This is a genomic window from Dellaglioa algida DSM 15638, assembly GCF_001434695.1.
Classification (GTDB): Bacteria; Bacillota; Bacilli; order Lactobacillales; family Lactobacillaceae; genus Dellaglioa; species Dellaglioa algida.
Genome location: NZ_AZDI01000001.1, coordinates 1 through 24929 on the forward strand (window position 1 = coordinate 1; position 24929 = coordinate 24929).

Annotated in this window: 23 protein-coding genes, 14 tRNA genes and 1 other annotated feature; of the genes, 31 read left to right on the plus strand and 6 right to left on the minus strand. The window is 36.2% G+C overall.

All coding sequences use genetic code 11. The features are described from left to right. The first annotated feature begins 30 nt into the window (after positions 1–30). The 17 genes from FC66_RS00005 (at position 31) to FC66_RS00085 (ending at position 9071) form a co-directional block, all read left to right on the plus strand. Positions 31–103 (plus strand) — tRNA-Asn (locus FC66_RS00005). Between the two features lie 17 nt (positions 104–120). After that, positions 121–210, plus strand: a tRNA-Ser gene (locus FC66_RS00010). Positions 211–219: 9 nt separating this feature from the next. Beyond that, positions 220–291 (plus strand) — tRNA-Glu (locus tag FC66_RS00015). Positions 292–318: 27 nt separating this feature from the next. Further along, positions 319–391 (plus strand) — tRNA-Val (locus tag FC66_RS00020). 6 nt (positions 392–397) lie between these two features. After that, positions 398–470 (plus strand) — tRNA-Asp (locus FC66_RS00025). 6 nt (positions 471–476) lie between these two features. Next, positions 477–549 (plus strand) — tRNA-Phe (locus FC66_RS00030). A gap of 16 nt (positions 550–565) precedes the next feature. Further along, a tRNA-Gly gene (locus tag FC66_RS00035) sits at positions 566–636 on the plus strand. 13 nt (positions 637–649) lie between these two features. Beyond that, positions 650–724, plus strand: a tRNA-Ile gene (locus tag FC66_RS00040). Positions 725–737: 13 nt separating this feature from the next. Beyond that, a tRNA-Ser gene (locus tag FC66_RS00045) sits at positions 738–825 on the plus strand. An 11-nt stretch (positions 826–836) separates the two neighbouring features. Beyond that, positions 837–908: transfer RNA gene (locus FC66_RS00050), tRNA-Glu, on the plus strand. 12 nt (positions 909–920) lie between these two features. Next, positions 921–994, plus strand: a tRNA-Met gene (locus FC66_RS00055). A 2-nt stretch (positions 995–996) separates the two neighbouring features. After that, positions 997–1069, plus strand: a tRNA-Asp gene (locus tag FC66_RS00060). Between the two features lie 79 nt (positions 1070–1148). Continuing rightward, on the plus strand, positions 1149–2336 hold the full coding sequence (metK, locus tag FC66_RS00065; protein ID WP_057973327.1) for a methionine adenosyltransferase: 1188 nt from the start codon (positions 1149–1151) through the stop codon (positions 2334–2336). Between the two features lie 42 nt (positions 2337–2378). After that, positions 2379–3842 carry an MDR family MFS transporter gene (locus tag FC66_RS00070; RefSeq protein ID WP_057973328.1) on the plus strand — a complete coding sequence of 488 codons (1464 nt, stop codon included), beginning with the start codon at positions 2379–2381 and terminating at the stop codon, positions 3840–3842. Positions 3843–3870: 28 nt separating this feature from the next. Beyond that, positions 3871–4076: a binding site (T-box leader), on the plus strand. Positions 4077–4133: 57 nt separating this feature from the next. Continuing rightward, positions 4134–6548, plus strand: coding sequence for a leucine--tRNA ligase (leuS, locus tag FC66_RS00075; RefSeq protein WP_057973329.1), 2415 nt, complete (start codon positions 4134–4136; stop codon positions 6546–6548). Between the two features lie 146 nt (positions 6549–6694). Continuing rightward, positions 6695–8344, plus strand: a complete 1650-nt coding sequence (locus tag FC66_RS00080) for a putative polysaccharide biosynthesis protein (protein WP_057973330.1) — start codon at positions 6695–6697, stop codon at positions 8342–8344. 13 nt (positions 8345–8357) lie between these two features. Then, positions 8358–9071, plus strand: a complete 714-nt coding sequence (locus FC66_RS00085; protein ID WP_057973331.1) for a 16S rRNA pseudouridine(516) synthase — start codon at positions 8358–8360, stop codon at positions 9069–9071. A 33-nt stretch (positions 9072–9104) separates the two neighbouring features. On the opposite strand, the gene FC66_RS00090 is transcribed toward FC66_RS00085, so the two are convergent. Further along, positions 9105–9911 carry an NAD(P)H-hydrate dehydratase gene (locus FC66_RS00090; RefSeq protein ID WP_057973332.1) on the minus strand — a complete coding sequence of 269 codons (807 nt, stop codon included), beginning with the start codon at positions 9909–9911 and terminating at the stop codon, positions 9105–9107. 123 nt (positions 9912–10034) lie between these two features. Here FC66_RS00090 and pepV point away from each other — a divergent pair, with 123 nt between their 5' ends. Beyond that, positions 10035–11432: a dipeptidase PepV gene (gene pepV, locus FC66_RS00095; RefSeq protein WP_057973333.1), complete on the plus strand. Its 1398-nt coding sequence runs from the start codon at positions 10035–10037 to the stop codon at positions 11430–11432. 228 nt (positions 11433–11660) lie between these two features. Here the strand turns inward: pepV and FC66_RS00100 are convergent. From FC66_RS00100 to FC66_RS00115, 4 genes are all read right to left on the minus strand, one after another. Then, positions 11661–11744, minus strand: a tRNA-Leu gene (locus FC66_RS00100). An 8-nt stretch (positions 11745–11752) separates the two neighbouring features. Further along, a complete protein-coding gene (locus tag FC66_RS00105) occupies positions 11753–12031 on the minus strand; it encodes a hypothetical protein (RefSeq protein ID WP_057973334.1) in 279 nt (92 codons plus the stop codon). A gap of 103 nt (positions 12032–12134) precedes the next feature. Beyond that, complete coding sequence (locus tag FC66_RS00110; protein WP_057973335.1) at positions 12135–12383, minus strand: hypothetical protein; 249 nt, start codon at positions 12381–12383, stop codon at positions 12135–12137. 126 nt (positions 12384–12509) lie between these two features. Continuing rightward, on the minus strand, positions 12510–13034 hold the full coding sequence (locus FC66_RS00115) for a GNAT family N-acetyltransferase (RefSeq protein ID WP_057973336.1): 525 nt from the start codon (positions 13032–13034) through the stop codon (positions 12510–12512). 104 nt (positions 13035–13138) lie between these two features. Here FC66_RS00115 and FC66_RS00120 point away from each other — a divergent pair, with 104 nt between their 5' ends. The 7 genes from FC66_RS00120 (at position 13139) to FC66_RS00150 (ending at position 19904) form a co-directional block, all read left to right on the plus strand. Next, positions 13139–13585 (plus strand): universal stress protein, encoded by a 447-nt coding sequence (locus tag FC66_RS00120; protein ID WP_057973337.1) that lies wholly within the window; start codon positions 13139–13141, stop codon positions 13583–13585. A 116-nt stretch (positions 13586–13701) separates the two neighbouring features. Then, entirely contained in the window at positions 13702–14025 is a 324-nt protein-coding gene (locus tag FC66_RS00125; RefSeq protein WP_057973338.1) for a hypothetical protein, read from the plus strand. A 94-nt stretch (positions 14026–14119) separates the two neighbouring features. Further along, positions 14120–14473: a hypothetical protein gene (locus tag FC66_RS00130; protein ID WP_057973339.1), complete on the plus strand. Its 354-nt coding sequence runs from the start codon at positions 14120–14122 to the stop codon at positions 14471–14473. A gap of 157 nt (positions 14474–14630) precedes the next feature. Next, positions 14631–17639, plus strand: coding sequence for a YhgE/Pip domain-containing protein (locus FC66_RS00135; RefSeq protein ID WP_057973340.1), 3009 nt, complete (start codon positions 14631–14633; stop codon positions 17637–17639). A gap of 84 nt (positions 17640–17723) precedes the next feature. After that, a complete protein-coding gene (locus FC66_RS00140; protein WP_057973341.1) occupies positions 17724–18164 on the plus strand; it encodes a MarR family transcriptional regulator in 441 nt (146 codons plus the stop codon). Positions 18165–18338: 174 nt separating this feature from the next. Then, positions 18339–19526 carry an acetate/propionate family kinase gene (locus FC66_RS00145; protein ID WP_057973342.1) on the plus strand — a complete coding sequence of 396 codons (1188 nt, stop codon included), beginning with the start codon at positions 18339–18341 and terminating at the stop codon, positions 19524–19526. Between the two features lie 183 nt (positions 19527–19709). After that, the gene (locus FC66_RS00150; RefSeq protein ID WP_057973343.1) at positions 19710–19904 is read left to right on the plus strand and encodes a hypothetical protein; all 195 of its coding nucleotides are present in this window, start codon (positions 19710–19712) and stop codon (positions 19902–19904) included. A 54-nt stretch (positions 19905–19958) separates the two neighbouring features. On the opposite strand, the gene FC66_RS00155 is transcribed toward FC66_RS00150, so the two are convergent. Continuing rightward, positions 19959–20579 carry a DedA family protein gene (locus tag FC66_RS00155; protein WP_057973344.1) on the minus strand — a complete coding sequence of 207 codons (621 nt, stop codon included), beginning with the start codon at positions 20577–20579 and terminating at the stop codon, positions 19959–19961. A gap of 155 nt (positions 20580–20734) precedes the next feature. Between FC66_RS00155 and FC66_RS00160 the strand changes: the two genes are divergently transcribed. The 6 genes from FC66_RS00160 to FC66_RS00185 all read left to right on the plus strand — a co-directional run bounded on the left by FC66_RS00160 (position 20735) and on the right by FC66_RS00185 (position 24715). Then, a complete protein-coding gene (locus FC66_RS00160) occupies positions 20735–21466 on the plus strand; it encodes a LicD family protein (RefSeq protein ID WP_235804028.1) in 732 nt (243 codons plus the stop codon). A gap of 154 nt (positions 21467–21620) precedes the next feature. Continuing rightward, entirely contained in the window at positions 21621–21812 is a 192-nt protein-coding gene (locus FC66_RS00165) for a hypothetical protein (RefSeq protein ID WP_057973345.1), read from the plus strand. 15 nt (positions 21813–21827) lie between these two features. Next, on the plus strand, positions 21828–22697 hold the full coding sequence (locus FC66_RS00170; protein ID WP_057973346.1) for an SPFH domain-containing protein: 870 nt from the start codon (positions 21828–21830) through the stop codon (positions 22695–22697). A 56-nt stretch (positions 22698–22753) separates the two neighbouring features. After that, positions 22754–23203, plus strand: a complete 450-nt coding sequence (locus FC66_RS00175; protein ID WP_057973642.1) for a YaiI/YqxD family protein — start codon at positions 22754–22756, stop codon at positions 23201–23203. 29 nt (positions 23204–23232) lie between these two features. Then, complete coding sequence (locus FC66_RS00180; protein WP_057973347.1) at positions 23233–24597, plus strand: MATE family efflux transporter; 1365 nt, start codon at positions 23233–23235, stop codon at positions 24595–24597. Between the two features lie 47 nt (positions 24598–24644). Then, positions 24645–24715, plus strand: a tRNA-Gly gene (locus tag FC66_RS00185). Positions 24716–24929 lie beyond the last annotated feature (214 nt).

Genomic DNA, 24929 nt, shown 5'->3' on the forward strand with positions numbered 1-24929 from the left:
GACGTTGCCATGCTTTTTTTATTATTTTATTCCGGCATAGCTCAGTTGGTAGAGCGCTTGACTGTTAATCAAGATGTCGCAGGTTCGAGTCCTACTGCCGGAGTTCTATTTTTGTAATGTGGAGAGTTGTCCGAGTTGGTCTAAGGAGCATGATTGGAAATCATGTAAACGAGGTTTCTCGTTTCAAGGGTTCGAATCCCTTATTCTCCGTTGCAAATTGACCCGTTGGTCAAGTGGTTAAGACACCGCCCTTTCACGGCGGTAACATGGGTTCAAATCCCGTACGGGTCATATAAGTATATTGTTAGAAAGCATGTTGGAGGTTTAGCTCAGTTGGGAGAGCGTCTGCCTTACAAGCAGAGGGTCACAGGTTCAAGCCCTGTAACCTCCATATGAAGGTCCTATGGTATAGGGGTTATTACGTCCGCCTGTCACGCGGAAGATCACCGGTTCAAATCCGGTTAGGACCGTTTAATGGCTCAGTAGCTCAGTTGGTAGAGCAATGGATTGAAGCTCCATGTGTCGGCAGTTCGATTCTGTCCTGCGCCATTTATTTATATATTTTGCGGGTGTAGTTTAGTGGTAAAACCACAGCCTTCCAAGCTGTTGTCGCGAGTTCGATTCTCGTCACCCGCTTTTTTATGATTTTGGGCCTATAGCTCAGCTGGTTTAGAGCGCACGCCTGATAAGCGTGAGGTCGATGGTTCGAGTCCATTTAGGCCCATCAATTATTTTATGGAGAAGTACTCAAGTGGCTGAAGAGGCGCCCCTGCTAAGGGTGTAGGTCGTGAAAATGGCGCGAGGGTTCGAATCCCTCCTTCTCCGTTTTAGTTTATGACCCGTTGGTCAAGTGGTTAAGACACCGCCCTTTCACGGCGGTAACATGGGTTCAAATCCCGTACGGGTCAGTTTAATATTATCGCGGGATGGAGCAGTCTGGTAGCTCGTCGGGCTCATAACCCGAAGGTCGTAGGTTCAAATCCTGCTCCCGCAATTGGTCCTATGGTATAGGGGTTATTACGTCCGCCTGTCACGCGGAAGATCACCGGTTCAAATCCGGTTAGGACCGTCATACAGGTATTTATTGGAACCTAAACTTTTATAGTTGAGGTTCTTTTTTAATTTCATACACTTTTAAGGAGATAAAAATGACTGAAAAACATTTATTTACATCGGAATCAGTATCAGAGGGGCATCCGGATAAGGTCGCAGATCAAATTAGTGATGCAATATTAGATGCTCTTTTAGAAAAGGATCCTAATGCCAGAGTCGCTTGTGAGACGACTGTGACAACCGGATTAGTACTTGTAGTTGGTGAAATATCTACGAATGCATACGTAGATATTCAGCAAGTAGTTAGGAATACAATAAAAGAAATTGGCTATATTAATTCTCAGGTTGGTTTTGATGGTGATAATTGTGCCGTCATGGTTGCTATAGATGAACAATCTCCTGATATTGCATTAGGTGTTGATACATCGTTAGAAACAAGAAATGGCGATTTAGATTCGTTTGATCAGATTGGTGCGGGCGATCAGGGATTAATGTTTGGATATGCGGTAGATGAGACACCTGAGTTAATGCCATTACCAATCGCAATTAGTCATAAATTAATGCGTCGTGTTGCAAGTTTACGAAAAAATGAAGAACTAAAATATTTGAGACCGGATGCAAAGGCCCAAGTAACCGTAGAGTATAATGAAAAAGGCCAACCATTTAGGGTAGATACGGTTGTTATTTCTACGCAGCATGATGAAAAAACAGGATTAAAACAAATTCAAGAAGATATGATAGAAAAAGTCATTAAAGTCGTTATCGATCCTAGTCTACTAGACTCGGAAACGAAATACTACATTAATCCAACGGGCCGATTTGTTATTGGTGGTCCAAAAGGTGATGCCGGGCTTACCGGAAGAAAGATAATTGTTGATACATATGGTGGGTATGCTCATCATGGTGGGGGCGCATTTTCAGGCAAAGATGCGACAAAGGTTGACCGATCAGCTAGTTATGCTGCCCGCTATATTGCAAAGAATATTGTTGCAGCTAAAATTGCCACACAAGTTGAAGTTCAGCTTGCATATGCAATTGGTGTAGCACAGCCAGTTTCAATTAATATCAATACATTTGGTACTTCTAAGTATAATGAATTAGATCTAGTTGGAGCCGTTCGAAAAATATTTGATTTACGTCCTGCGGGAATTATTAAAATGTTAGACTTACGTCGCCCAATATACAAGCAGACAGCAGCTTATGGGCATTTTGGACGTACTGATATTGAGTTACCTTGGGAAAAAACGGATAAAGTTCAAAGTTTACTCAACGAATTATATTAAATTAATATTTAATATAATCGTTTTTTATTTAGGAGGCGTTTCATGAATTCAAAAACTAATGTACGTTTAGTTACGGTTGCTATCTTTGTTGCAACATTTTTGACTGCAGTTGAAGGGACTATAATATCAACCGCAATGCCCACAATTGCTGGGGAACTTCACGGTGTATCGTTAATGAATTGGGTTTTTTCAATTTATTTATTAACCAACGCCATGATGACACCAATATACGGTAAACTCGCAGATGTTTTAGGACGTAAGCCAGTTTTTATATTTGGTCTTGTAGTTTTTCTGGTTGGATCAACACTTTGTGGCTTTTCCAATAGTATGGCTACCTTAATTGTTTCACGTGCAATACAAGGTATTGGTGCTGGGGCAATAATGCCAGTATCTTTTACCATTATTGCTGATATTTACTCTGTTGAAAATCGAGCAAAAGTGATGGGATTGAATGGATCAGCTTGGGGAATTGCCTCAATAGTTGCACCTTTGTTGGGTGGTTTTATTGTGGATCATTTAAATTGGCATTGGGTATTTTTTATCAACCTGCCAATAGGTTTGATAACGATAATAATGATTCAGATGTTTTTTAAAGAAGAACGTAAAATAATGAGTTCAAAAATAGATTTTTTGGGTAGTTTTCTTTTGATGACTGGCATCCTAGCGATTTTGTATAGCTTCCAACGATGGGGTGATGTTGGAATGGATTTAGTTGTTTTACTCTGTTTCTTTGGTTTTATGGTTTCGCTTTTTTTATTCATTAAATGGGAAAAAAGAGTAGAGGATCCAATTATTTCGTTAAAACTTTTTAATAACAGAACGTTTGTAATTCAAAATATTGTAGCCGCACTAATATCGGGATTCTTAATTGGATTTGAGGTTTATATTCCAACATGGACCCAAGGAATACTTGGATTAAAAGCTTCTATGGCAGGATTTGCGGTGACACCAAGTTCTATTCTATGGATTGCGGGTTCTTTTTTTGCAGGCAATATGATGGCGGCATGGGCACCAAAGAAAGTGTTATCGATTAGTTTGCTTTTTATTTTAATTGGATCCGTTGCGCTTGGTCTCTTGCCAATAAATACACCATTCTACCTATTTTTAATTATTTCCGCAATATTGGGAGTTGGATTTGGAATAACGATTACAGCGACGACGGTTACTGCACAAAGTTTAGTACCACAGTCTGATATTGGCGTGGCGACATCATTTAACACGCTAAGCCGGACTCTTGGACAAACATTGATGATTTCAGTATTTGGAATTATATTTAATATGCAAATGCATAAAGAAATAGTAAAAGCTCCAGGAACAAAGGATAGTATGATGGACATTTTAATCAATCCACAGACTGCAGATCAATTACCAAAGCATTTGATACCTAAGTTACGTGAAGTTCTGTATCAAGGTCTTCATGGTATATATTTGGCAGGAATTTGTATTGTAGTTCTCGCAATGATTATTAATTTATTCGATAAAAAAACTAAAGATTATTTGCAATAATAAGATTCGTTTGCTACACTGAAATTAATATAAAACGATTAAGAGGAACTAGTAATTTAACCAATTATTTTAGTGAGTATATGGTAGTGAGAATATACATAAATGGTTATTTGAACTCATCCTTGAGTTTTCTCACTGAACAATAGTAGGTGCGAACGTTATTTCACGTTATGAAAAAGAGTCAGTAATTTATACTGGAATAATAGGTGGTACCGCGGAAAATTCGTCCTATAGAAGTTAATCTTCTATAGGACTTTTTTGTATATATAATCAGAAAGGAAGTTAGTATACATGACTTATAATCACAAAGTAATAGAACAAAAATGGCAAGCATTTTGGGATGCCAATCAAACATTTAAAACGACTGAAAATCCTGAAAAGGAAAATTTTTATGCGCTTGATATGTTCCCATATCCATCTGGTCAGGGACTTCATGTGGGGCATCCAGAAGGATTTACAGCTACAGATATTTTGGCTCGAATGAAAAGAATGCAAGGATTTAACGTTTTGCATCCAATGGGATGGGATGCTTTTGGACTTCCAGCCGAACAATACGCGCTAGATACTGGACACAGCCCTAAGGCATTTACGAAAACAAATACAGATAATTTTAGGCGACAAATAAAATCTTTAGGTCTTTCATATGACTGGAGTCGTGAACTAAATACGACTGATCCTGATTATTATAAATGGACACAATGGATTTTTGAAAAGTTATACGAAAAAGGATTAGCTTATGAAGATGAGGTTGCCGTTAACTGGAGTCCTGATTTAGGTACTGTTGTTGCTAATGAAGAGGTAATTGATGGTAAAACAGAACGAGGTGGTTACCCAATCGTTAGAAAACCTATGCGTCAATGGGTTCTAAAAATTACGGCTTATGCAGACCGTTTACTAGACGATTTGGATGATTTGGATTGGCCAGATAGTATTAAAGAACAACAAAGAAATTGGATTGGTAGGTCAACGGGCGCAAGTGTCAATTTTAAGGTTGATCAATTTGACGATTTAAAAATAGAAGCTTTTACAACACGCCCCGAAACTATTTACGGTGTTTCTTATATTGTTATTGCACCAGAGTTGGATATCCTTGATAAAATCACAATAGATTCTCAAAAAGAAGCCGTTAAAGCTTATCAAAAAGCAATTGAAGTTAAGTCTGACTTGGAACGAACTGATTTGGCAAAAGATAAAACGGGTGTATTTACGGGATCGTATGCAATAAATCCTGTAAATGGTGAAAAATTACCAATCTGGACTGCTGATTACGTTTTAGCATCATATGGTACTGGTGCTGTTATGGCCGTTCCTGCACATGACGAGAGGGATTTTGAATTCGCAACAAAATACGGATTAAATATTTTATCTGTCATTGAAGGCCCCGAAATTACTGATGAAGCAAACACAACTCCCGGCAAGTACATTAACTCTGGATTTTTAAACGGTTTGGAAAAAGCCGAAGCTATCGAAAAAGCTATTGCTTGGATGGAAGAAAATAATGTTGGTCAGAAGAAAATAAATTATAAATTAAGAGATTGGTTATTTTCAAGACAACGATATTGGGGTGAACCAATTCCTATTATTCATTGGGAAGATGGTGAAACGACAACAGTTCCTGTTGACCAATTACCACTTGAGTTACCTGAAGCAACGGATATTAAACCATCTGGCACAGGTGAAAGTCCCTTAGCTAATTTAACTGACTGGATTAACGTTGTCGATGAGAACGGTCGTAAAGGTAAGCGTGAAACGAATACAATGCCACAATGGGCTGGTAGCTCATGGTACTTTGTTCGTTTTATTGATCCTCATAACCCAAATGAAATTGCTGATCGTAAAAAATTAAAAGAATGGCTTCCCGTTGACGTTTACGTTGGTGGTGCTGAGCATGCTGTCTTACATTTGCTATATGCAAGATTTTGGCATAAATTCTTATACGATATTGGTGTCGTGCCTACTAAAGAACCTTTCCAAAAGCTAGTTAACCAAGGAATGATTTTAGGTGATAACCATGAAAAAATGTCTAAATCTAAAGGTAATGTCGTTAATCCAGATGATATAGTTGAGCGTTTTGGGGCAGATACGTTACGCCTTTATGAAATGTTCATGGGACCATTAGATGCTTCAATTGCTTGGAGCGAAGATGGATTGAATGGGTCACATAAATTTATCGAGCGCATTTGGCGATTAATCATGACCGAAGATAATAAGATTAGCTCAGCAGTTGTTGATGAAAATGACGGTGAACTTGATAAAATATATAACCAAACAGTTAAAAAAGTAACTGAGGATTATGAGGCCCTTCACTTTAATACGGGTATCTCACAGTTAATGATTTTTGTTAATGACGCTTATAAAGCTAAATCGTTAGCTAAGGAACAAATTGAAGGATTTATTCAATTAATCGCGCCAATCGCACCACATATGGCTGAAGAAGTTTGGTCACTATTAGGACATGAAGAATCTATTAGTTACGCTAGTTGGCCTACATTTGATGAAAGTAAACTTGTTGAAAATACAGTTGAAATTGTCCTACAGGTTAACGGTAAAGTTCGTCAACATAGTGTTGTTTCTAAAGATGCTACTAAAGATGAATTAGAAGAATTGGCTTTAAATGATGATAAAATTCAAGAAGAACTTAAAGGGAAAACAATTCGTAAAGTGATTGCTGTTCCCGGTAAATTAGTTAATATCGTTGCAAATTAAATAACATAAACGGGTATCACAAATTAATTATATTTTGTGATACCCGTTTATTTTTTGATTAAAAATAAAAAAATAAATTGCAACTGAAATTTAAAAGCTATAAAATGGTAAGATTAAGTGTTATGGGAAAGTAGGGTACAAAAGTAATGAATGAAGATGTAAAATTAACAGATCAAATGGCGTCTGAACAAAGTAATGCTAAACGAAAAATGTTGCAAGGGTCAGCCTGGATGACTGCGGGTAGTATTTTTTCAAGAGTACTGGGAGCTATCTACATTATTCCATGGAACATGTGGCTGGGTCCAGATAGACTACAGGCAAATGCTTTGTACAGTATGGGATACAATGTTTACAGTTTCTTTCTAATGATTGCAGTAGCGGGAGTACCTTCTGCCGTCGCTAAACAAGTTGCGCATTACAATGCACAAAATGAGTATGGCATTGGGAGACGATTATTCAAATATGGAATGGCATTGATGGCTATAATGGGCGTCGTTTGTGCGGTTATATTATGGATTATTGCACCATACATCACGAGTGGGGATAAAAATGTTATCCCTGTTTTTAGATCATTGTCTTGGGCCTTATTAATCATTCCAATGATGAGTTTAATACGAGGTTTTTTTCAAGGTTATCAAGAAATGGCGCCATCTGCTATTTCGCAATTTTTTGAACAAATTGCTAGAGTGATTTACATGCTAGCTGCAACATTTATTATTATGAAAGTTAGCCATGGTAGCTATATTACCGGTGTGACACAATCAACTTTTGCGGCCTTTATTGGTGCATTGGGCGGTATGCTAGTTTTAGTCTGGTACTTTTACCGTCGAAAACCCGAACTAGATCGATTAGTCGCAAATAGTGATAATAAATTGACGATTTCTACGCAGCAAATCATTAAAGAAGTTATTCGAGAATCAATTCCCTTTATTATTATCGGTGCAGCCATTACAATATTTGGGTTAATTGACCAATATACTTTTTTTGGTATTATGACACACGTTACTAATTATACGCGAACTGTTCAAAATGAATTATGGGCATTATTTAGTTTTAATGCTAACAAATTGGTGATGATTATCATTTCCATTGCTTCAGCAATGTCAATTACAGCTATACCGCTACTATCAGAAGCGTACACACGAAATGATAAAAAAGCATTGAGTGAGCAAACTTCGGATACATTACAATTATTCTTTTTTGTAATGTTACCATGTGCTCTAGGAATGGCTGCCGTAGCTCATCCACTATATGTTATTTTTTATGGATACGATCCAGTCGGAATTTACGTTTTACAGTTCTCAGCATATGAATCGATTTTCTTAGGATTGTTTACGGTTGTTTCTGCCATTTTACAAGGCGTTTATCAAAATAAGAAGGCAATTGTTTATTTCTTCATTGGGATGATAATCAAATTAATCGTTCAATATCCTTTAGTTGCCTGGCTTGGTGCATTCGGACCATTGGCGGCTACAGCGATTGGTATGGGTGTGAGCTCATGGTTAATGATCCGATCGTTACATAAAATGTTCCATTTAAATGTAAGACTGATACAGGCAAGATTAAATAAAATGATGATTTATGCACTTATAACATTTTTTATCGCACTTTTGGCAGTAAAAGTTATCTACCTATTTTTACCGATGGACAGTCGAATTAGTGCTATTATAACAATTATTATCGCTGCCGGTTTGGGCGGGTATGTTTATGTCTACTGTAGTTTAAAAACAAGATTAGCTGATAAGATATTAGGCGATCGCGTTGCTGGACTACGACGGAGATTGAGAATTAAGTGAGGTTTAAGCTGAAATGAGAATTGATAAATTTTTGAGCGAAATGCAATTTGGTACGAGAAGTGATGTTCGTAAACTCATAAAAACGAAGCAAGTAGTTGTTGATGACGAGAAGGTGACCAGTGCAAAAATTCAAATTAATCCGGTAGAATCAATCGTTCAGGTAAATGGAGAAGTAGTTCAATATCAACAATATTATTATTACCTTTTGAACAAACCGGCGGGTGTATTGACGGCGACTAAAGATAAAAAGCAAAAAACAGTAATGGATTTATTTAATCGTGTGGACTACCGGGATGATTTGTTTCCAGTCGGACGCTTAGACAAGGATACAACTGGATTATTGCTTATTACAAATGATGGTCAATTAGGTCATCGAATGCTCTCACCAACACGCCACGTGGACAAGGTGTACTTTGCTAAAGTTGAAGGGCATGTCACCGATGCTGATGTGTCAAAATTTGAGACGGGACTTTTACTGAAGGATGGCACACGAACAAAGCCTGCCAGATTGAGCATAGCATCTTATCAAAGTGTTACAAATATATCTGAGGTTTTTGTGACAATTACCGAGGGGAAATATCACCAGATTAAACGCATGTTTGGGGCAATCGGGATGAGGGTCATCCGACTTGAACGTAAGAAAATGGGAACCTTAGAATTAGAACAAACATTGTCTTTAGGTCGTTATCGTGTTTTAACGGACGAGGAAATTGAATCGATTCAATAAAAAATTGCCGACTAGTTAAAGTCGACAATTTTTTTATAGCGTAAATTCTTTTAAAAATAAGGGAATGTTATCAACGATACGTGAAGGAAGAGCCGGGAATTGTGAACGAGAGATTTGATCTTCGATGTAACCATGGAGGTAAATGGCTGCTGCAACTGTTTCTGACGTATTAGAGGATAAAGTAGCGAGTCCGGTAATTATCCCAGTCAAAGAATTTGTGCTTGTTTGTGACGTTTTTAATGGGCTCGTTAGAACGGAACCATCTTTTAAATATAATTCAGTATTCGTCTTTTTTATGACAATTATGGCGTTATTTTTTTGTTGGAAAATTTCCATTGAATCTGATGTTTGTTGTTCGATTGGGACATTAGAAAAATTAGCCCATTCTGCTTCATCCATAACCAAAATTAAGTTAGTTTTTGGAAGAGGATGCTCCGATTCTTTTATTATTTTAAGGGCGGCGTCGCTCAAAATTAGTGTCTGATTGAGTGACGCATTTGCAAGAACAACATCTAGAATATCAGAACTTCTTAAATCAGATCCTAATCCGGGACCCGCGACAATAACTGATGCATTTGATATCGCATCAGCAAGTAATACTTTGTCGAAATAATTAATATAGTCAGTTTCGGGTAGGTTCGCGTACAAAGCACCTAAATTTAATTTGTCTGTTGCTGTTGTGACTGGATTCCCACTACTATACAAAGCAGATTTTGCAGTTATAAAAGCAGAGCCACCACCATTTTCATTGCCGCCAACGACAACAATACGTTGCTGAGTAACTTGTTTTTCTTCCTCATTAAATATGTTCGTTAAAATCGATTTAGATATTTTTTCCATTTTCGACACTCCTTTATTGAATGACTAGAGTATATCAATTTATTTGATTTAATGCGCTTTTGAATACCGATTATTAAAATTTTGTGATAAAATGGTCTTACTAATATTATAGGAGGAAGTCAAATGAGTATAGATTGGAAAGCAGAAGTTGAAAAGCGTCAAGATGCCTTATTAGAAGATTTATTTTCAATGTTAAAAATTGAAAGTGTTCGTGATGAATCAATTGCAACAACCGAAGCCCCCTTAGGTCCTGGACCTAAAGCTGGGTTGGATAAATTTTTGGAAATTGGAGCACGTGATGGTTTTAAAACCTTAAACCTTGATGGTTTGGCTGGTCATATTGAATTTGGTGAAGGGGACGAAACGTTGGGAATTTTAGCTCACGTTGATGTTATGCCTGCCGGAAACGGCTGGGATACTGATCCGTTCTCTCCAGTTGTTAAAGATGGCCGAATTTATGCTCGTGGTGCTTCAGATGATAAAGGGCCAGGAATGGCTGCATACTATGGTTTGAAAATCATTCAAGAGTTGGGATTGTCCGTTTCAAAAAAAGTTCGTTTTATTATTGGAACTGATGAAGAGAGTGGCTGGAGAGGGATGACACATTACCTTGAAAATATGCCCGAACCAGATTTTGGATTTTCGCCAGATGCATTCTTCCCAATCATTAATGGTGAAAAGGGAAATATCACTTACTTCTTGAACTTTAATGGCTCGAATGGTGAAAAGGATCAATTGCTTGAATTTGATGCTGGACTCCGAGAAAACATGGTTCCTCGCGATGCTAAAGCCGTGATTAAAACGGAAAATGGTGCCGAGATGGAAGAAGTCTTTAATGAATTTATAGCTGCTAACGTCGTTACCGGCGAGTTAGAACGCCATGATGATATGGTAACTATTTCGATGGTTGGTAAAGCTGCCCATGCGCAAGAACCTAAAAACGGTGAAAATGCGGGAACTTTCCTAGCATTATTTTTAAATCAATTTGATTTTGGTGGTGACGCGGGTAATTATCTACGTCTAGCTGCTGACTACTTACACAAAGATTCACGTATGAATAATTTTAATATTGCCTTTACTAATGACATCATGGGTGATTTAACAATGAACTCTGGAATATTTACTTTTAAAGCTGATAAGGGTGGGCAAATGGCCTTGAATTTCCGCTTCCCTAAAGGTATGACAGAAGTTGATATTAAACGTGGAATTGAAAATATTACGAATGAAATGGACGTTACAATTGAGGCCGGTCGTCTACAAGGCCCTCATTATGTATCACCAGAAGATCCTTTGGTTAAAACGTTATTAGGCGTTTATACGAAACAAACTGGCGAAAAGGCCGAAGGTTTAGTTGTTGGTGGCGGAACTTATGGTCGTCTCTTGAAACGCGGTGTTGCCTTCGGAGCGATGTTCCCAGGCGTTCCCGATACGATGCATCAAGCTAATGAATTTATTCCATTGGACGATGTGTTCAAAGCTGCAGCTATTTACGCTGAAGGAATATATGAACTGATCAAGTAGAGGAATATAATTATTAAAAAAAGTGTGCGATTTTGCTAAATGCAGAATCGCACACTTTTTTATTTGTTAAATTTTAAGATTTAACAATGAATTTAATCAAAAGATTAACAAAATATTTAATTCAGCTAGATTGTTAAAACAAGTTAAAGGTTATTTGGTTAAAATAAAAAATCCAATTCGTAAATGGATACGAATCGGATTTAAACACTGGTGTATCAACGTTGATGATGCGCCTGACAGGAATCGAACCTGCACTTGGAAACCCAAACAGCGATCTGAACGCTGCGCGTCTGCCAGTTCCGCCACAAGCGCGTATAAATTTATTTAGAAAACTCGATAACGGTACCATAACCATGCAAGACTAAGAATCTAGGCGCAATTGTTACGCGAACAGTTTGTGGTTCAAAGTGGACGTTAATAATACCATCGCCGCCTTTATTAATTGCTCGTTCGGCTAATTCAGCGCGAACGTCATCGTATAATGAATCAAAATCGTCAACACGATCAATTTCGTCGGCTTCTAATATAAGTTTAGCCGTCGCATTTACAATGCCTTTAATAGCATATGAACGATTAACATCTCCAGTAGTTAAAAACATAAGAATCACCTCTTAACTAATAGTTTAAGATAAAAACGTCGAATTGACAAGAATTAAAAAAACTAGCCCCCAAAGTTAGTCTCAACCGGGCTAGTTTTGTGGGTTACATGAAGATACGGTAATTACGTTTATTAATTGAGATTAATTCTTTTGCCTTACTCTTTGAACTGAACTTAAGTAAGTTCTTAATTAGACGTTCGAGTTTTTCATCATCCTTAGAAACTTTTTCAAAAATATCATTGTCAATCTTTATTGTTAGATCTTCCTTTTTGCTTGGAACCTTAAATGTTTTAGAAGTTTCATCACTCGTGATGAAGTTTTTCTCAAGATCTGCTAATAAATTTTTGCTCATATGTTTTATTCCTCCAGTTTCTTACTATTTAATCATAACACCTAGATGGCCAAAATCATAGGAAATGAAAGAAGATAACCAAATGTTAGTAAGAAATACTGGATACATGTTAAATAATTTTCTAATTTAAAGTGTTAATTTAGAAAGAATAGCGGGGATGTTACTCCCATCAGAACTTTTTAAAACTAATGGTTGCTGATCAATGAACCCTAATTTTTCTAATAATATTTGATTTGTTGTTTCTTGTTCATATTTTAAAGTTTGAACATTTGTGAATTGTTCAGATTTAAGAGACTTAAAAAATGCTTTTGATAAATGGGTGGCAATCCCTTTTCCTTCATCGGCCTTCGAGACAAGAAATAAACCAATCCAAACGGTCTGAACTTGAGGGTAATCTGTTAGAAAATCAATAATAGCAACAAGTTTTTCATCTTTAAAAAATCCAAGAGTCCATTTTTGATTCTGGTTAACTGAAAGAGGGACAGATGTTAAGTCGGATTTGATTTCATCAATTGTTAAGTCAGACTTTCCTTGAAACTTTAAGTAATCCGCCTGCCTTTTTTCTAACGCTAACATTTGAGGTAAATCTTTTTCCGTTAATTCACGAACGGAATAGGGAGCGCTAAAAATAGAAATTCTTTTTAATAACATAGTAGGAACCTTCTTTATTTCAAATTTTGTAGGTAAAACGCTAACATCTAATACAATTTTAATGATATACTGTAATCATAAATAAAAGATATGGGGTGGCAAATATGGAACAAGAATATAAAAATATTTTAGTCCCAGTTGATGGATCAGATTCAGCTGAAAAAGCATTACGTCGTGCTGTAGAAAGTGCCAAAGCTAACCATGCACATTTAGACATTTTAAACGTTATTGACACACGTCAATTCTCTGTTAGTTTTTCAGGGATGATGGACGGTGGCGGTTCAATCGTTTATCAAACATTTGAAGATACAGAAGCATATATGAATGAATTGAAAGATAGCATCGTAAAAGATGGTTTCACAGATGTTGACATCCACATCCGTTTTGGAAGTCCTAAGACGGTAATTGCTAAGGACTTCATTGAGGATCACCATTCAGATTTAATTATTATGGGACAATCCGGTTTGAAGGCAGTCGAGCGAATGCTAATGGGCGCAGTTACAAATTATGTTACCCGTATAGCACCTTGTGACGTTTTAGTTGTAAAATAATGGATGGGTTGCGGTATCTTAGCAACTCTTTTATTATTTTACGGCATAAATTAAGTATAGAGGAAAAAGTGATTAAAGGGTAGCTGTATTAAACTAAAAAGAGAGTAGGGGTGCTAATGGAAACAATTTTGTATTTAATTATGGCAATATTGATTATTTATAATATTAGATTGTCATTACAATTAACCAAAGTACGTCAGGCTAATGTTAGAAGTGTGGATTCATTAGGCCCAGAAGAAACTAAAATATTAGCGGATTACGCAATTGAGAAACGAAAATGGCAGATTCTTGGTAATATTTTGTTCTCACTGGCGCTTGTTTGTGCCTTTATTGGAACGACCATCGAAACCTCTTTTTTTGTCACACTTTACGTTGTGACGATGATTGCTGTAAATCGATCAAGAATTAGGGTAAATAAGTTATTACAACTGGATAATTAACTTAATAAATACTAAAGGTTTTCACTAAGTATCAGCGTTTTTGATTAAATTATGCTAATCTAGAGTGAACAAGAAAAATCTCTGGAGGGTCATTGTGAAACGATTTAAATATTATTCAGTATCCTTACTTAAAGGGTTGGTTCCTTTAATCATTCTTTTAGCGATTGGGAACTTGTGGAGTGCACCAAATTGGCGGTTATTAATCAATTATTATTTGATATTAAATTTTTTAACTTTTTATCCATACAATCTTGAATTAAATGGATTTAATCAAAAAGAAATAAAAAAAGATAAAGAGGATGAGACACCTCAGTCGAGACAGGAAATGAATACGCGTGAAATTTCAACTGAAAATGTGACTAAATTATTAATTTTCGTTGTTCAATTTGCCGGACTAATTCTTATTGCGCCTGGTCAATTTATCTATTACTATTTGATCAAAAATTAAATTATAAGAGATTCCACTCATTGTTATTGAGTGGAATTTTTTTGTAAAATCATTTGACAAAAGAATTGAAAACGAATATAGTCATAATATTGTTAACGAGGTTAACGAAGTGAATAATCGTTAATGCCATTAACTAAAATAGAAAGGGTGGATGATTTTGTTCAAAGAACTTATGTCAAAGAATAAGAGGTTGATTGGCTACATTGCAATCGCGTGCTTAATCCCGAGTTTAATTGCGTACGGGACGTACAAATTAGTTTCAAGTAAGCAACAAATGGACACAGGTAATTTAAAAGTTGCTATTATAAATAACGATAAAGAAGCATCATTCAAGGGTAAAAAAATAAACGTTGGTGAGGAAGTTACTAAAATTCTTAAAACCAATAAACAAGCGAAATGGGAGTTTGTCAGTGCAGATACTGCGAAGAAGCATTTAGATTCAGGTGATTATACAATGTCGGTCACCTTACCAAATGATTTTTCATCAAATGCAACAACAGCACTTGATGAAACACCAAAAGTAAGTTTGTTAAAAACTAAGCAATCGGATACAAATAACTATGTTTCTCAATTAATTACAAAGCAAGTGGCCGAACAATTGAAAACACAAGTTCTTACGAATATTCAAAAAGCATATGATTCCGCATTACTTGGTTCTGTTCAACAATTAGGGTCAGGCGTTAAAGAAGCTTCAACCGGAGTTAAAACGTTGAACAAAGGAACAATCAAGCTTAAGAACGGGAGTAAAGAGGTTACAAGAAATTTAGATACATTAGCAACAAGTATGGTGACCTTTGATAAGGGAAATCAAACATTAAAAACCGGATTAAATACGTATACTAATGGTGTTGATACATTGGCTGACGGTGTAAATACGTATGCTAATGGTGTAAATACGTATACAAACGGTGTAGGTACTTTAGTTAATGGGAACCAACAACTATCAACCGGTATTAATACACTTGTTGCTAGTGCACCAAAATTATCAGACGGTGTCACTCAGTATGTTGATGGGAATAAAACATTAGATGCTGGATTATCTACTTTACAAAGTGGAGGCGCAACCTTAGCGGGTGGTGTTGATAAATTAGCCGCTGGAGCAAGCACGCTTGATTCTAATTCATCAGCCTTAAACAGCGGGGTAAAAACGTTAGCTGCAGGAATGTCGGGTAGTCAATCATTACCCATGGCCGTTGCAGGATTAACAGCATACTCAACTGGGATTAAAACGGGTGTTACACAAATTCAAACGAAGCTGAGAGCCCGCAGTGAAATTATTGAACATATTCCAGAACTTATCTCACAAATAAAAAATGCACGACAAGGATCAAAAGAACTAAAGGCCGAACTTGCTGAAATTCAAGAGTCAATGACGACATTGAAAGCATTACCTGCCTTGGTAGAACAATTAATGGCGGCAGGTGATCAGTTAGAGACTGTACAGGCTCAACTGAATAAAATTAATGCAAGTACAACTGGTAAGATGGCAAGCGCATTAATTTATAATGGCATGGCCACAAGTTCTAATGATAAAGTTAGTGAATTAATTAATGCATCAACGACGATGAGTCAAGATGAAAAAAATGCAGTCTTGAAACAAGTTACAACGACTGGTAAAGATATTGAAAAAGTTGGTACAAATGCAAATGGAATAAAAGATAATTTATTAACAACAAAAGCTATCCTAGAGAAGACTATGGGTGAGATGGGTTCACTCATGGCTGAATTTAAATCAACGATGGGTAACGTGGATCTTAAAGACCTCTTAACTAAATTTGATACAATTACAACGCACGCTAATGCATTATTAAATAGTACAGATACATTAACGAGTGATTCAATGATTGGTCTCTTGGGTGATACAAAAGACTTAAGTGATCAAATTGATGAGTTAGTAACAGCTTCTAATTCAAATGAAGATGTTGCTAAGAAATTAAACGCTAGCGTTAATGGATCAAGCGTTGATACAACAAGTGCACAAACAATTAAAGATACAATTAATCAATCAATCATGACAAATAGTGTCGGTAAGTTATCTGCTGGGATTTTAGCTTATACGGCCGGAACTTCTCAAGTAGCAGGTGGGATTAATCAATTAAACAGTAACGTTCCTACCTTAACAAGTGGTGTATCGGCGCTTAAGGCTGGTTCACAAAAACTTGTTACAGCTGGCGGACAACTTGAAGCCGGAACACAAACATTAGTTGCGGGTGGAACTCAGTTAAAAGCGGGTTCTGATAAAATTGTTGACGGTGGCTCACAATTAACGGCCGCTACGCCACAATTAGCAGCAGGTGGTTCACAGTTAACAGCAGGTGGTTCACAATTAACGGCTGCTAGCTCACAATTAACAGACGGTGAAACACAATTAGCAGCAGCTAGTCCACAATTGGCAGATGGTTCGAAAAAATTAGCCGATGGATCAAAACAAGTAACAGATGGATTAGGAACAGCAGATGCAGGTGTCACATTATTGAATACTAAATTAGCCGATGGTGCAGCACAAGTTGGTAATATTAACTCATCACCAAAAAATGTGGCACAATTCGTTGAACCTGTTAAAACTCAGGTTGAAAGCGACAATCTTGCTAAAACATTGAAGAATACGTTTGCCCCATTAGTGATTGTATTATCATTATTTGTTGGTGCAATCGTGACTCAATTAATTTTATTCAGATACCGTAAGAAAAATGAATTGTCACCAAATTGGTTACAAAATCTTTTCTTAATGCTATTCATCTCTTCTATTCAAACAGCGGGCGTTCTGTTGTTAACATTATTCTTTGGTGTAACAATCGAACATCCAATTAGTTTTGTAATCTTTACATTCCTTTCAGGATTAATCTTTACGCTCCTATGTGTCGTTATCGATGAACTTCTTGGAACGATGGGAATTCTCTTATCACTAGCATTATTACTTGTTCAATTAGTTATCACAGGACAAGTTATTCCAAATACAATGTTATCAAATGCTTATCAAGTATTTGCAGCATTCTTACCTGTTACACATGTTTTAAACGGCTTTACCTATGCAATTAATAGCCAAGGTACGGGCATGATTGGATCAGTACTCGCATTAATGGTCATGGTCGTCGTATTGGGTGCAATTTGGGTTTTTGTAAATCGCAAACAATTGGCTGCGCAAACTGAACAAGCAGAAAAATAAAAATACAATCATTTAGGATAGTAATTAACCGTGTTGTGTGCTAAATTTAACTATACGTAAACGTATGCAAGAGGAGAATTAGCAATGACAACAACTAAGTTAATGGAAGACTATATTGACATGTATTTGGGAACATTTAAGTATGTGGAAGGATTTATCTCACAACCTACTAGTGAGTATAATTTGTCTTTTGAACAGTTTTTAATTTTAAAAGATATTCAAAATACTGAAAACATTAGCATGGTTGATATTGCAAAAAAAAGAAATGTTTCAAGGAGTGCGATTGCACGCCAATTGAACGTTTTGAAACAATTACAATATATCTATCAAGAACAAGACACGATTGATAGAAGAAGAATAAATTTACGTTTATCTGATCAAGGTGCAAAAGTAGAACGTGTTGTTACCGAGTCAATCAAAAAAAGATTTGATACTTGGGTAGACGTTTTAGGTGAAGGTAAAGTCGTGGATTTGCTTGGATTAATGAGAGAATTCGGACAAAAAATAATGGTAGACGGAAGATAAAATTCCGTGTACCATTATTTTTTTGGAAAATATTGTATGCGTTTTCTAAAAGAGGTATGCTAGCATAATACATTACCGAAAATATAATAGATTTTGATTGCGTTTTTTTGGGATTAAAGTAATATAAACAGTATAATAATGTTAATTAAACGAAATCATAACTGGAGGAAGAATATGTCAAAAATTATTGCAATCAACGCAGGTAGTTCAAGTTTGAAATTTCAATTGTTTAGTATGCCGGAAGAAACCGTCATTGCCAAAGGATTGATTGAAAGAATAGGACTTAAAGACTCAATTCTTACAATTAAGTATGATAATGGTAAAAAATATGAAGATGTATTAGATATAGATAATCATTCGGTTGGGGTCCAATTATTATTAAAACTTTTACTTCAATTAGATATTATTGCTGATTTTAACGAGATATCTGGTGTTGGTCATCGTGTCGTTGCTGGTGGTGAATTCTTTAAAAAATCAACATTAGTGAATGCTGATACGATTGCAAAAATTGATGAATTATCAGAATTAGCACCATTACACAATCCGGCGAACCTTTTAGGTATTCAAGCCTTTGAAGAAATCTTACCTACTGCAACGAGTGTCGCAGTATTTGATACAGCATTTCATCAAACAATGCCTGAAGAAAGTTACATGTATAGTGTTCCTTATGAATGGTATGAAAAGTATGGCGCAAGACGTTATGGTGCCCATGGCACAAGCGTTCGTTATGTTGTTTCAGAAGCTGAAAAGTTATTCGATAAGGATCCTAAAGAATTAAAATTGATTACTTTACATTTGGGTGCTGGGGCATCCATTACAGCGACTGTTGGTGGTAAATCTATTGATACATCAATGGGCTTCACACCACTTGCTGGTATCACAATGGCAACGCGCTCTGGAGACGTAGACGTGTCATTGGTCGCTTACATGATGAGACAATTAAAAATTACGGATATAGATGAAATGGTCAACATTTTGAATCGTAAGTCAGGTTTACTTGGTATTTCAGGTATTTCTCCTGATATGCGTGACGTTAAAGCGCAACTAGGTAAAAATCCGCGTGCCGATTTAGCAGTAAAAATCTACGTTCAAAATATCATTAAATATATTGGCCAATACATCGCAGAAATGCAGGGCGTTGATGGCATTATTTTCACAGCCGGACTTGGTGAAAATGATCGTATCGTTCGTCGCCGTGTAATAGAACATTTATCTTACTTAGGTATTGGGTTTGATGCCGAAAATAATGAAAAAATGGGTGAACAGGTAATGCTTAGTACGCCAGAATCTGCCGTTAAAGTTTTCGCCATACCTACTGATGAAGAATTAGTAATTGCGCGTGACGTTCAGTCGTTAATGTAAGAAGAAAATGTCAAAAAGAAGACTATAAAGTGAGGAAGATATCGCATTGCGATATCTTTTTTATTTTGTAACAGAACGGTAATATTTAAGGGGTTAACAAGCAATTGAAAAAGTGTTAAATTAGACCTTATAAATAATTAATACTGGCAACAAATAGTTGTCATCATTCGGAGGCGTAACATAATGAGTAGGTGTAAACTTGATATTATGAGTGAGTATCAAGCAGCAATGCAAAAACTTGCTGATCTTAGAAGTAACATTGGAAACAGACAACAATCATCAATTCGAGATAGCTTTTTCCAAGAGGAAAAATCGCTTGAAAGAGAATGTTCAGAACTGAACATTTTATTAGAAGCTATCGATGTTGCGGAAGATTAACCCAACTTTTTGAAAAATAAAAGTAGTAAAAACGATTAAATTCAAATAATGAATTTAATCGTTTTTTTTGTCTCTATTTAATTTGATTAATTTATAAATACCAAAGAATGACAAGATGATTAAAACAATCCCAACTAATGTGGCGAAAATATCAACCGTTGCAGCAACTTTTGCCCATGCATTACCGGCAAATGCGCCAAGATAAATCAACGCAGTATTCCAGATTAATGTTCCAAAGAATGTTAATGGAATAAAGAAACGTAACTTATATTTTGTAATACCAGCGGGTATTGAAATCAAACTGCGGACAATTGGCACGAAACGGCCCAAGAAAACGGCTCGATTGTCATATTTTACGAAAAATTCGGTGGCCTTTTCAATATGAACCGGTTTTAGACCAAGCCATGAGCCATACTTACTCGCAAAAAAACGATTTAAGCGGTCAGTACTTAAAAAACGGCCAATGGAGTATAGAATTAAAGCACCAATGGTCGCGCCGACCGTAGCGGATAAGATGAGACCAACTGGTTCAAGATTGCTTGATAATGTCATAAATCCAGCAAACGTTAAAATGATTTCGGAAGGAATAGGTGGGAAAATGTTTTCAATTGCGATGAGTAACGCAACACCTAGATAGCCATGTTGGCCGATTAAGTCAATAATGGTTTCTTGCATTTGGACACCCCTTTTATTTAATAGATTAAGCATAACATGACGCGAATAAATAAAGTAATGAAAATGATTAGCTTAATAGAAATTAAATATTTTCGTGTTTTGTATTTAATTTGGTACAATTAGGAAAAGAAATCAGACGACATAGGGTGATAAAAATGGAAATTGAAGAACTACACAAAGTGGAATTGGATTTAATTCAGGAAATTATTGAAATTTGTCAAAAAAATCAAATTAAATATTTTATGATTGGTGGTAGTTTACTTGGCGCGGTCAGGCATCAAGGATTTATTCCATGGGATGATGATGTCGATATTGGTATGGTACGGGAGGATTACGACCGATTCTTACAGGTTGCACCTGCTGAGCTCAGTCAGCCTTATTATTTTCTACAAACGGATCAAAGTGACCAAAACTACGCGTTTGGTTACGCAAAACTACTAGATGAGTCAATATATATTGAAGAGAAAAGAAATATAAATGATGCGAGAAAAGGTGTCTTTGTTGATATCTTTCCGTTTGATAAAATACCGATGGGAGATGTTGAACGGTCGATTCAACAGTCTCGATATAAATATCTTAATGCTAAAATTATTTTAGCAAGTAATTATCGATTGATAGACACTGAAATTACCGCAAAAATTAGAAAGATGCAACCTGACCAAAGTCGTAAAACAAGGGAATATAAAGAAAAAAGAGATGAGCTAGCAAGGACTTACAATCAAGATGAGACAATTCAAGAATATAAAAATTTAGCTTCACAGTACTCATATGAAAAAGAATTGCTTTCAGAAAAGGAATTGGCAACCGTAGTTGAAGTTCCTTTTGAAAAACCTTACGGTAACGATTCTAAGTGCTTACGATGCTATTTTGAGCCGTCTATACGGTGATTATTTACAGTTACCACCTGAGGATAAGCAAATTGAAAAACATATAGAGAAAGTGACTATTTTAGATCGTAAAGAATTTACTTTCGACAATAGAATAAATTGATTTTGTGGTCTAAATAAGATACGTTAAGAGTAACAAATGGAGGGTTTTCAGATGGATAAGGAATCAATTATTGATGAGCGACTAATTAATCGAAAATTTAAAATTGATCATGACAATATTCAAGGAACCATTACTTTTTTTGGTATCTATTACCACTACTTCAGTGAGGAAACATTGGAAATTGGGGATACCGTTCAGATTATCGGCACACATGTTGAAGGATTAAACGTCAAAAAAATATAAAGGTGGTTATATATTATGTTGGGGCTTTTAGCTGTTATTATTATTGTTGTTTTATTGGTGCTTATTTTACCCGCAACAATTAGAATTATTAGACAACCACATCAAGGGGTTGTCATCACTCTAGGAAAATATGAGACGACGTTAGCTCCAGGGTTGCATTTCATTAAACCATTTATTTCTTCCGTAATTCGTGTCAGCACGGCGCAACAACCTCTAGATCTTGATAAACAGGTGGTTATTACAAAAGATAACGCTGAGATTGAAGTTAAAATTTCGTTGAAATATCACGTTACTGATATTCAGGATTTTGTATTTAAAAATGAGGATTCTGTGCGCAGTATGATACAGGATACACGTGCATCATTGCGTGGTATTATCGGAAATAAAATGTTGGATGAAGTTTTAAACGGAACGCAAGAAATTAACCGCGGCTTGTTTGGCGAAATTTCAAATGTTACAGCCGGGTACGGCTTAAATGTCGACCGTATCAACATTGACACGGTTAAACCTTCAGTTGAAATTCAAGATTCAATGAATAAATTATTGAAGGCTGCTAGAAATCGTGATGCAACCGTTGCTGAGGCCGAAGGTTACAGTAAATCAGTTGCGCTAAAAAACAAGGCTGATAACGATGCATGGGTTAATTCTGCACAAGCTAAAGCGGAGGCTGTTAAAAAGACCGCCGATGCTGAAGCATACCGAATTGATGCCGTTAATCTTTCATTAAATAAAGTTCATGATGGTTATTTTATTAGTCAGAACATTGAAGCATTTAAAGAGCTTGCAAAAAGCGATGCGAATACTGTTGTGATGCCTAGTAATGCCATCGATAGTTTGGGCCAAATTCCGGCTATTAAAGCATTATTAAAATCAGAAGCTAAATAAAACTTTCAAGAGGTCATTCTTTGAAGGTTTTTTTACTAGATGTGAGAGGTCACAAATTGAAAATTATTATTGACGGGGATGCGTCTCCAGTAAAAAAAGAAGTCATTGCTGAAGCAGGACTCAGGAACATCAACGTCTTGTTGATAACAAGTACGCCACATTTTTCGACCAAGGAATATCCCGAATATGTTTCAGTTAGTTATGTGGATCAGGGACCGGATGCGGCAGATTATCGAATTGTTAAATTAGCCGAAAAGACGGATATCGTTATTACGCAAGACTATGGACTTGCATCACTCTTATTACCTAAAGGAGTGATTGTTATGCACCATAAAGGTTTTGAATATACAAATGATAATATTGACCGCATGTTGGATTCAAGATATATGAGCGCTATGGCAAGAAAATCAGGTCAACGAACAAAAGGACCAAGTGCATTTTCTAATCAAGACAGGGCGGAATTCAAGAAAAAATTTATTTTATTATTGAACGAAAAAGGGTATTAAACAAAATTTAGAGTAAAGAAGGGGCTTATTTGCGATCGTTAACATCGGGTAATCCAGCAAAATTAATTTTTATGTTTACAATACCATTATTGGTAGGTAATTTATTTCAACAATTGTACAGTATTTCGGATACATTAATCGTCGGACAAACTTTAGGTGTAGACGCATTGGCCGCAGTCGGATCAACCGGGAGTATTCAATTTTTAATTATTGGGTTTGCACAAGGATTGACTGCTGGCTTGTCTATCATCACCGCGCAACGTTTTGGTGCGAAAGACTATCGTGGCGTTAGAAAGAGTTTTGCGGCTGGTCTTTTAATTAGTTTAGTTGCGACAATTGTTTTAACAGCAGTCAGTTTATTTTTTGTAAAAGATATTTTAACACTTATGAAGACGCCACCCGAAATATTTGGAGATGCTCAAACGTTTATAAGTATCATTTTTGGTGGTATCTTTGCGTCAATGGCGTTTAATATTTTATCGAATGTTATTCGAGCATTAGGCGACAGTCGTACACCGCTATATTTTTTAATATTTGCTAGTATTATTAATGTTGGCTTAGAATTATTATTTATTTTAGTCTTCCATTGGGGCGTAGCGGGAGCTGGTTTTGCAACAATCATTGCGCAATCGTGTTCGGTTGTATTTTGTTTAGTTTATATTTATCGGAAAATTCCGATCTTACATATTGGTCATCATCATTTTAAAGAAATTACAATGAAAAATATTAATGAACATCTTTACGTTGCTTTACCAATGGCTTTTCAAGCCTCAATTATTGCGATTGGCGCGATTATGTTGCAATCCGCATTAAATGGGTTGGGTACTACCGCGGTTGCAAGTACAACCGCCGCATCAAAGATTGATCAACTGTCTACGCAACCGATGATGTCATTTGGAATTGGGATGGCTACTTTTACGGCCCAGAATTATGGTGCGAAAAAATATAGCCGTGTCTTAGACGGGGTTAAAAAATGTTTATTAATGTCAGGAACTTTTAGCATTATCGCGAGTTTATTAGTTATATTATTTGGACAGCAGTTAGTGACTTTGTTTGTTGGGAACAACGCACCAAAAGTCGTGGCGTTATCACAGGTTTATTTTAATATTAACGGATCGTTTTATCTTCTGTTATCAGTCTTGTTTGTTATTAGGTATACCCTTCAAGGACTAGGACAAAGTATTGTACCCACAGTTGCAGGGGTTGTTGAGTTATTAATGCGATCTTTTGCGGCAATCTTTTTGGCTGGAGTATTTGGGTATGCCGGGGCGTGTTTTGCAAATCCGTTAGCGTGGGGTGGATCATGTGTCGTTTTGATTTATTCATACGTGAAAGCCGTTAAAAATTTGAAACGATTAGATCTTGAACAAAAGTCGGAAAACGAGCTGGCTTAATTAATTATGACAAAGATGGGGAAATATGCTATACTAAGCAACGTTCTGCGGGCGTAGTTTAGTGGTAAAATTCCAGCTTCCCAAGCTGATGTCGCGAGTTCGATTCTCGTCGCCCGCTTAAAAGAAGTCGAATAAAGTCTATTTAAATCCAAGATGATTAATCTTGGATTTTTTTGTGTCATTTTTTAATGAAAAAAGGTTAAGAATTAATCAAAATGATTGCAATTGCGCGTTATTTTTGATAGGTTTAGTAACTGATATTAGTTATTTTTTACTGAAAATAACATTTAAAAGTGTACAGAATTAAGGGGGAAGAAATTGGATATTTTACT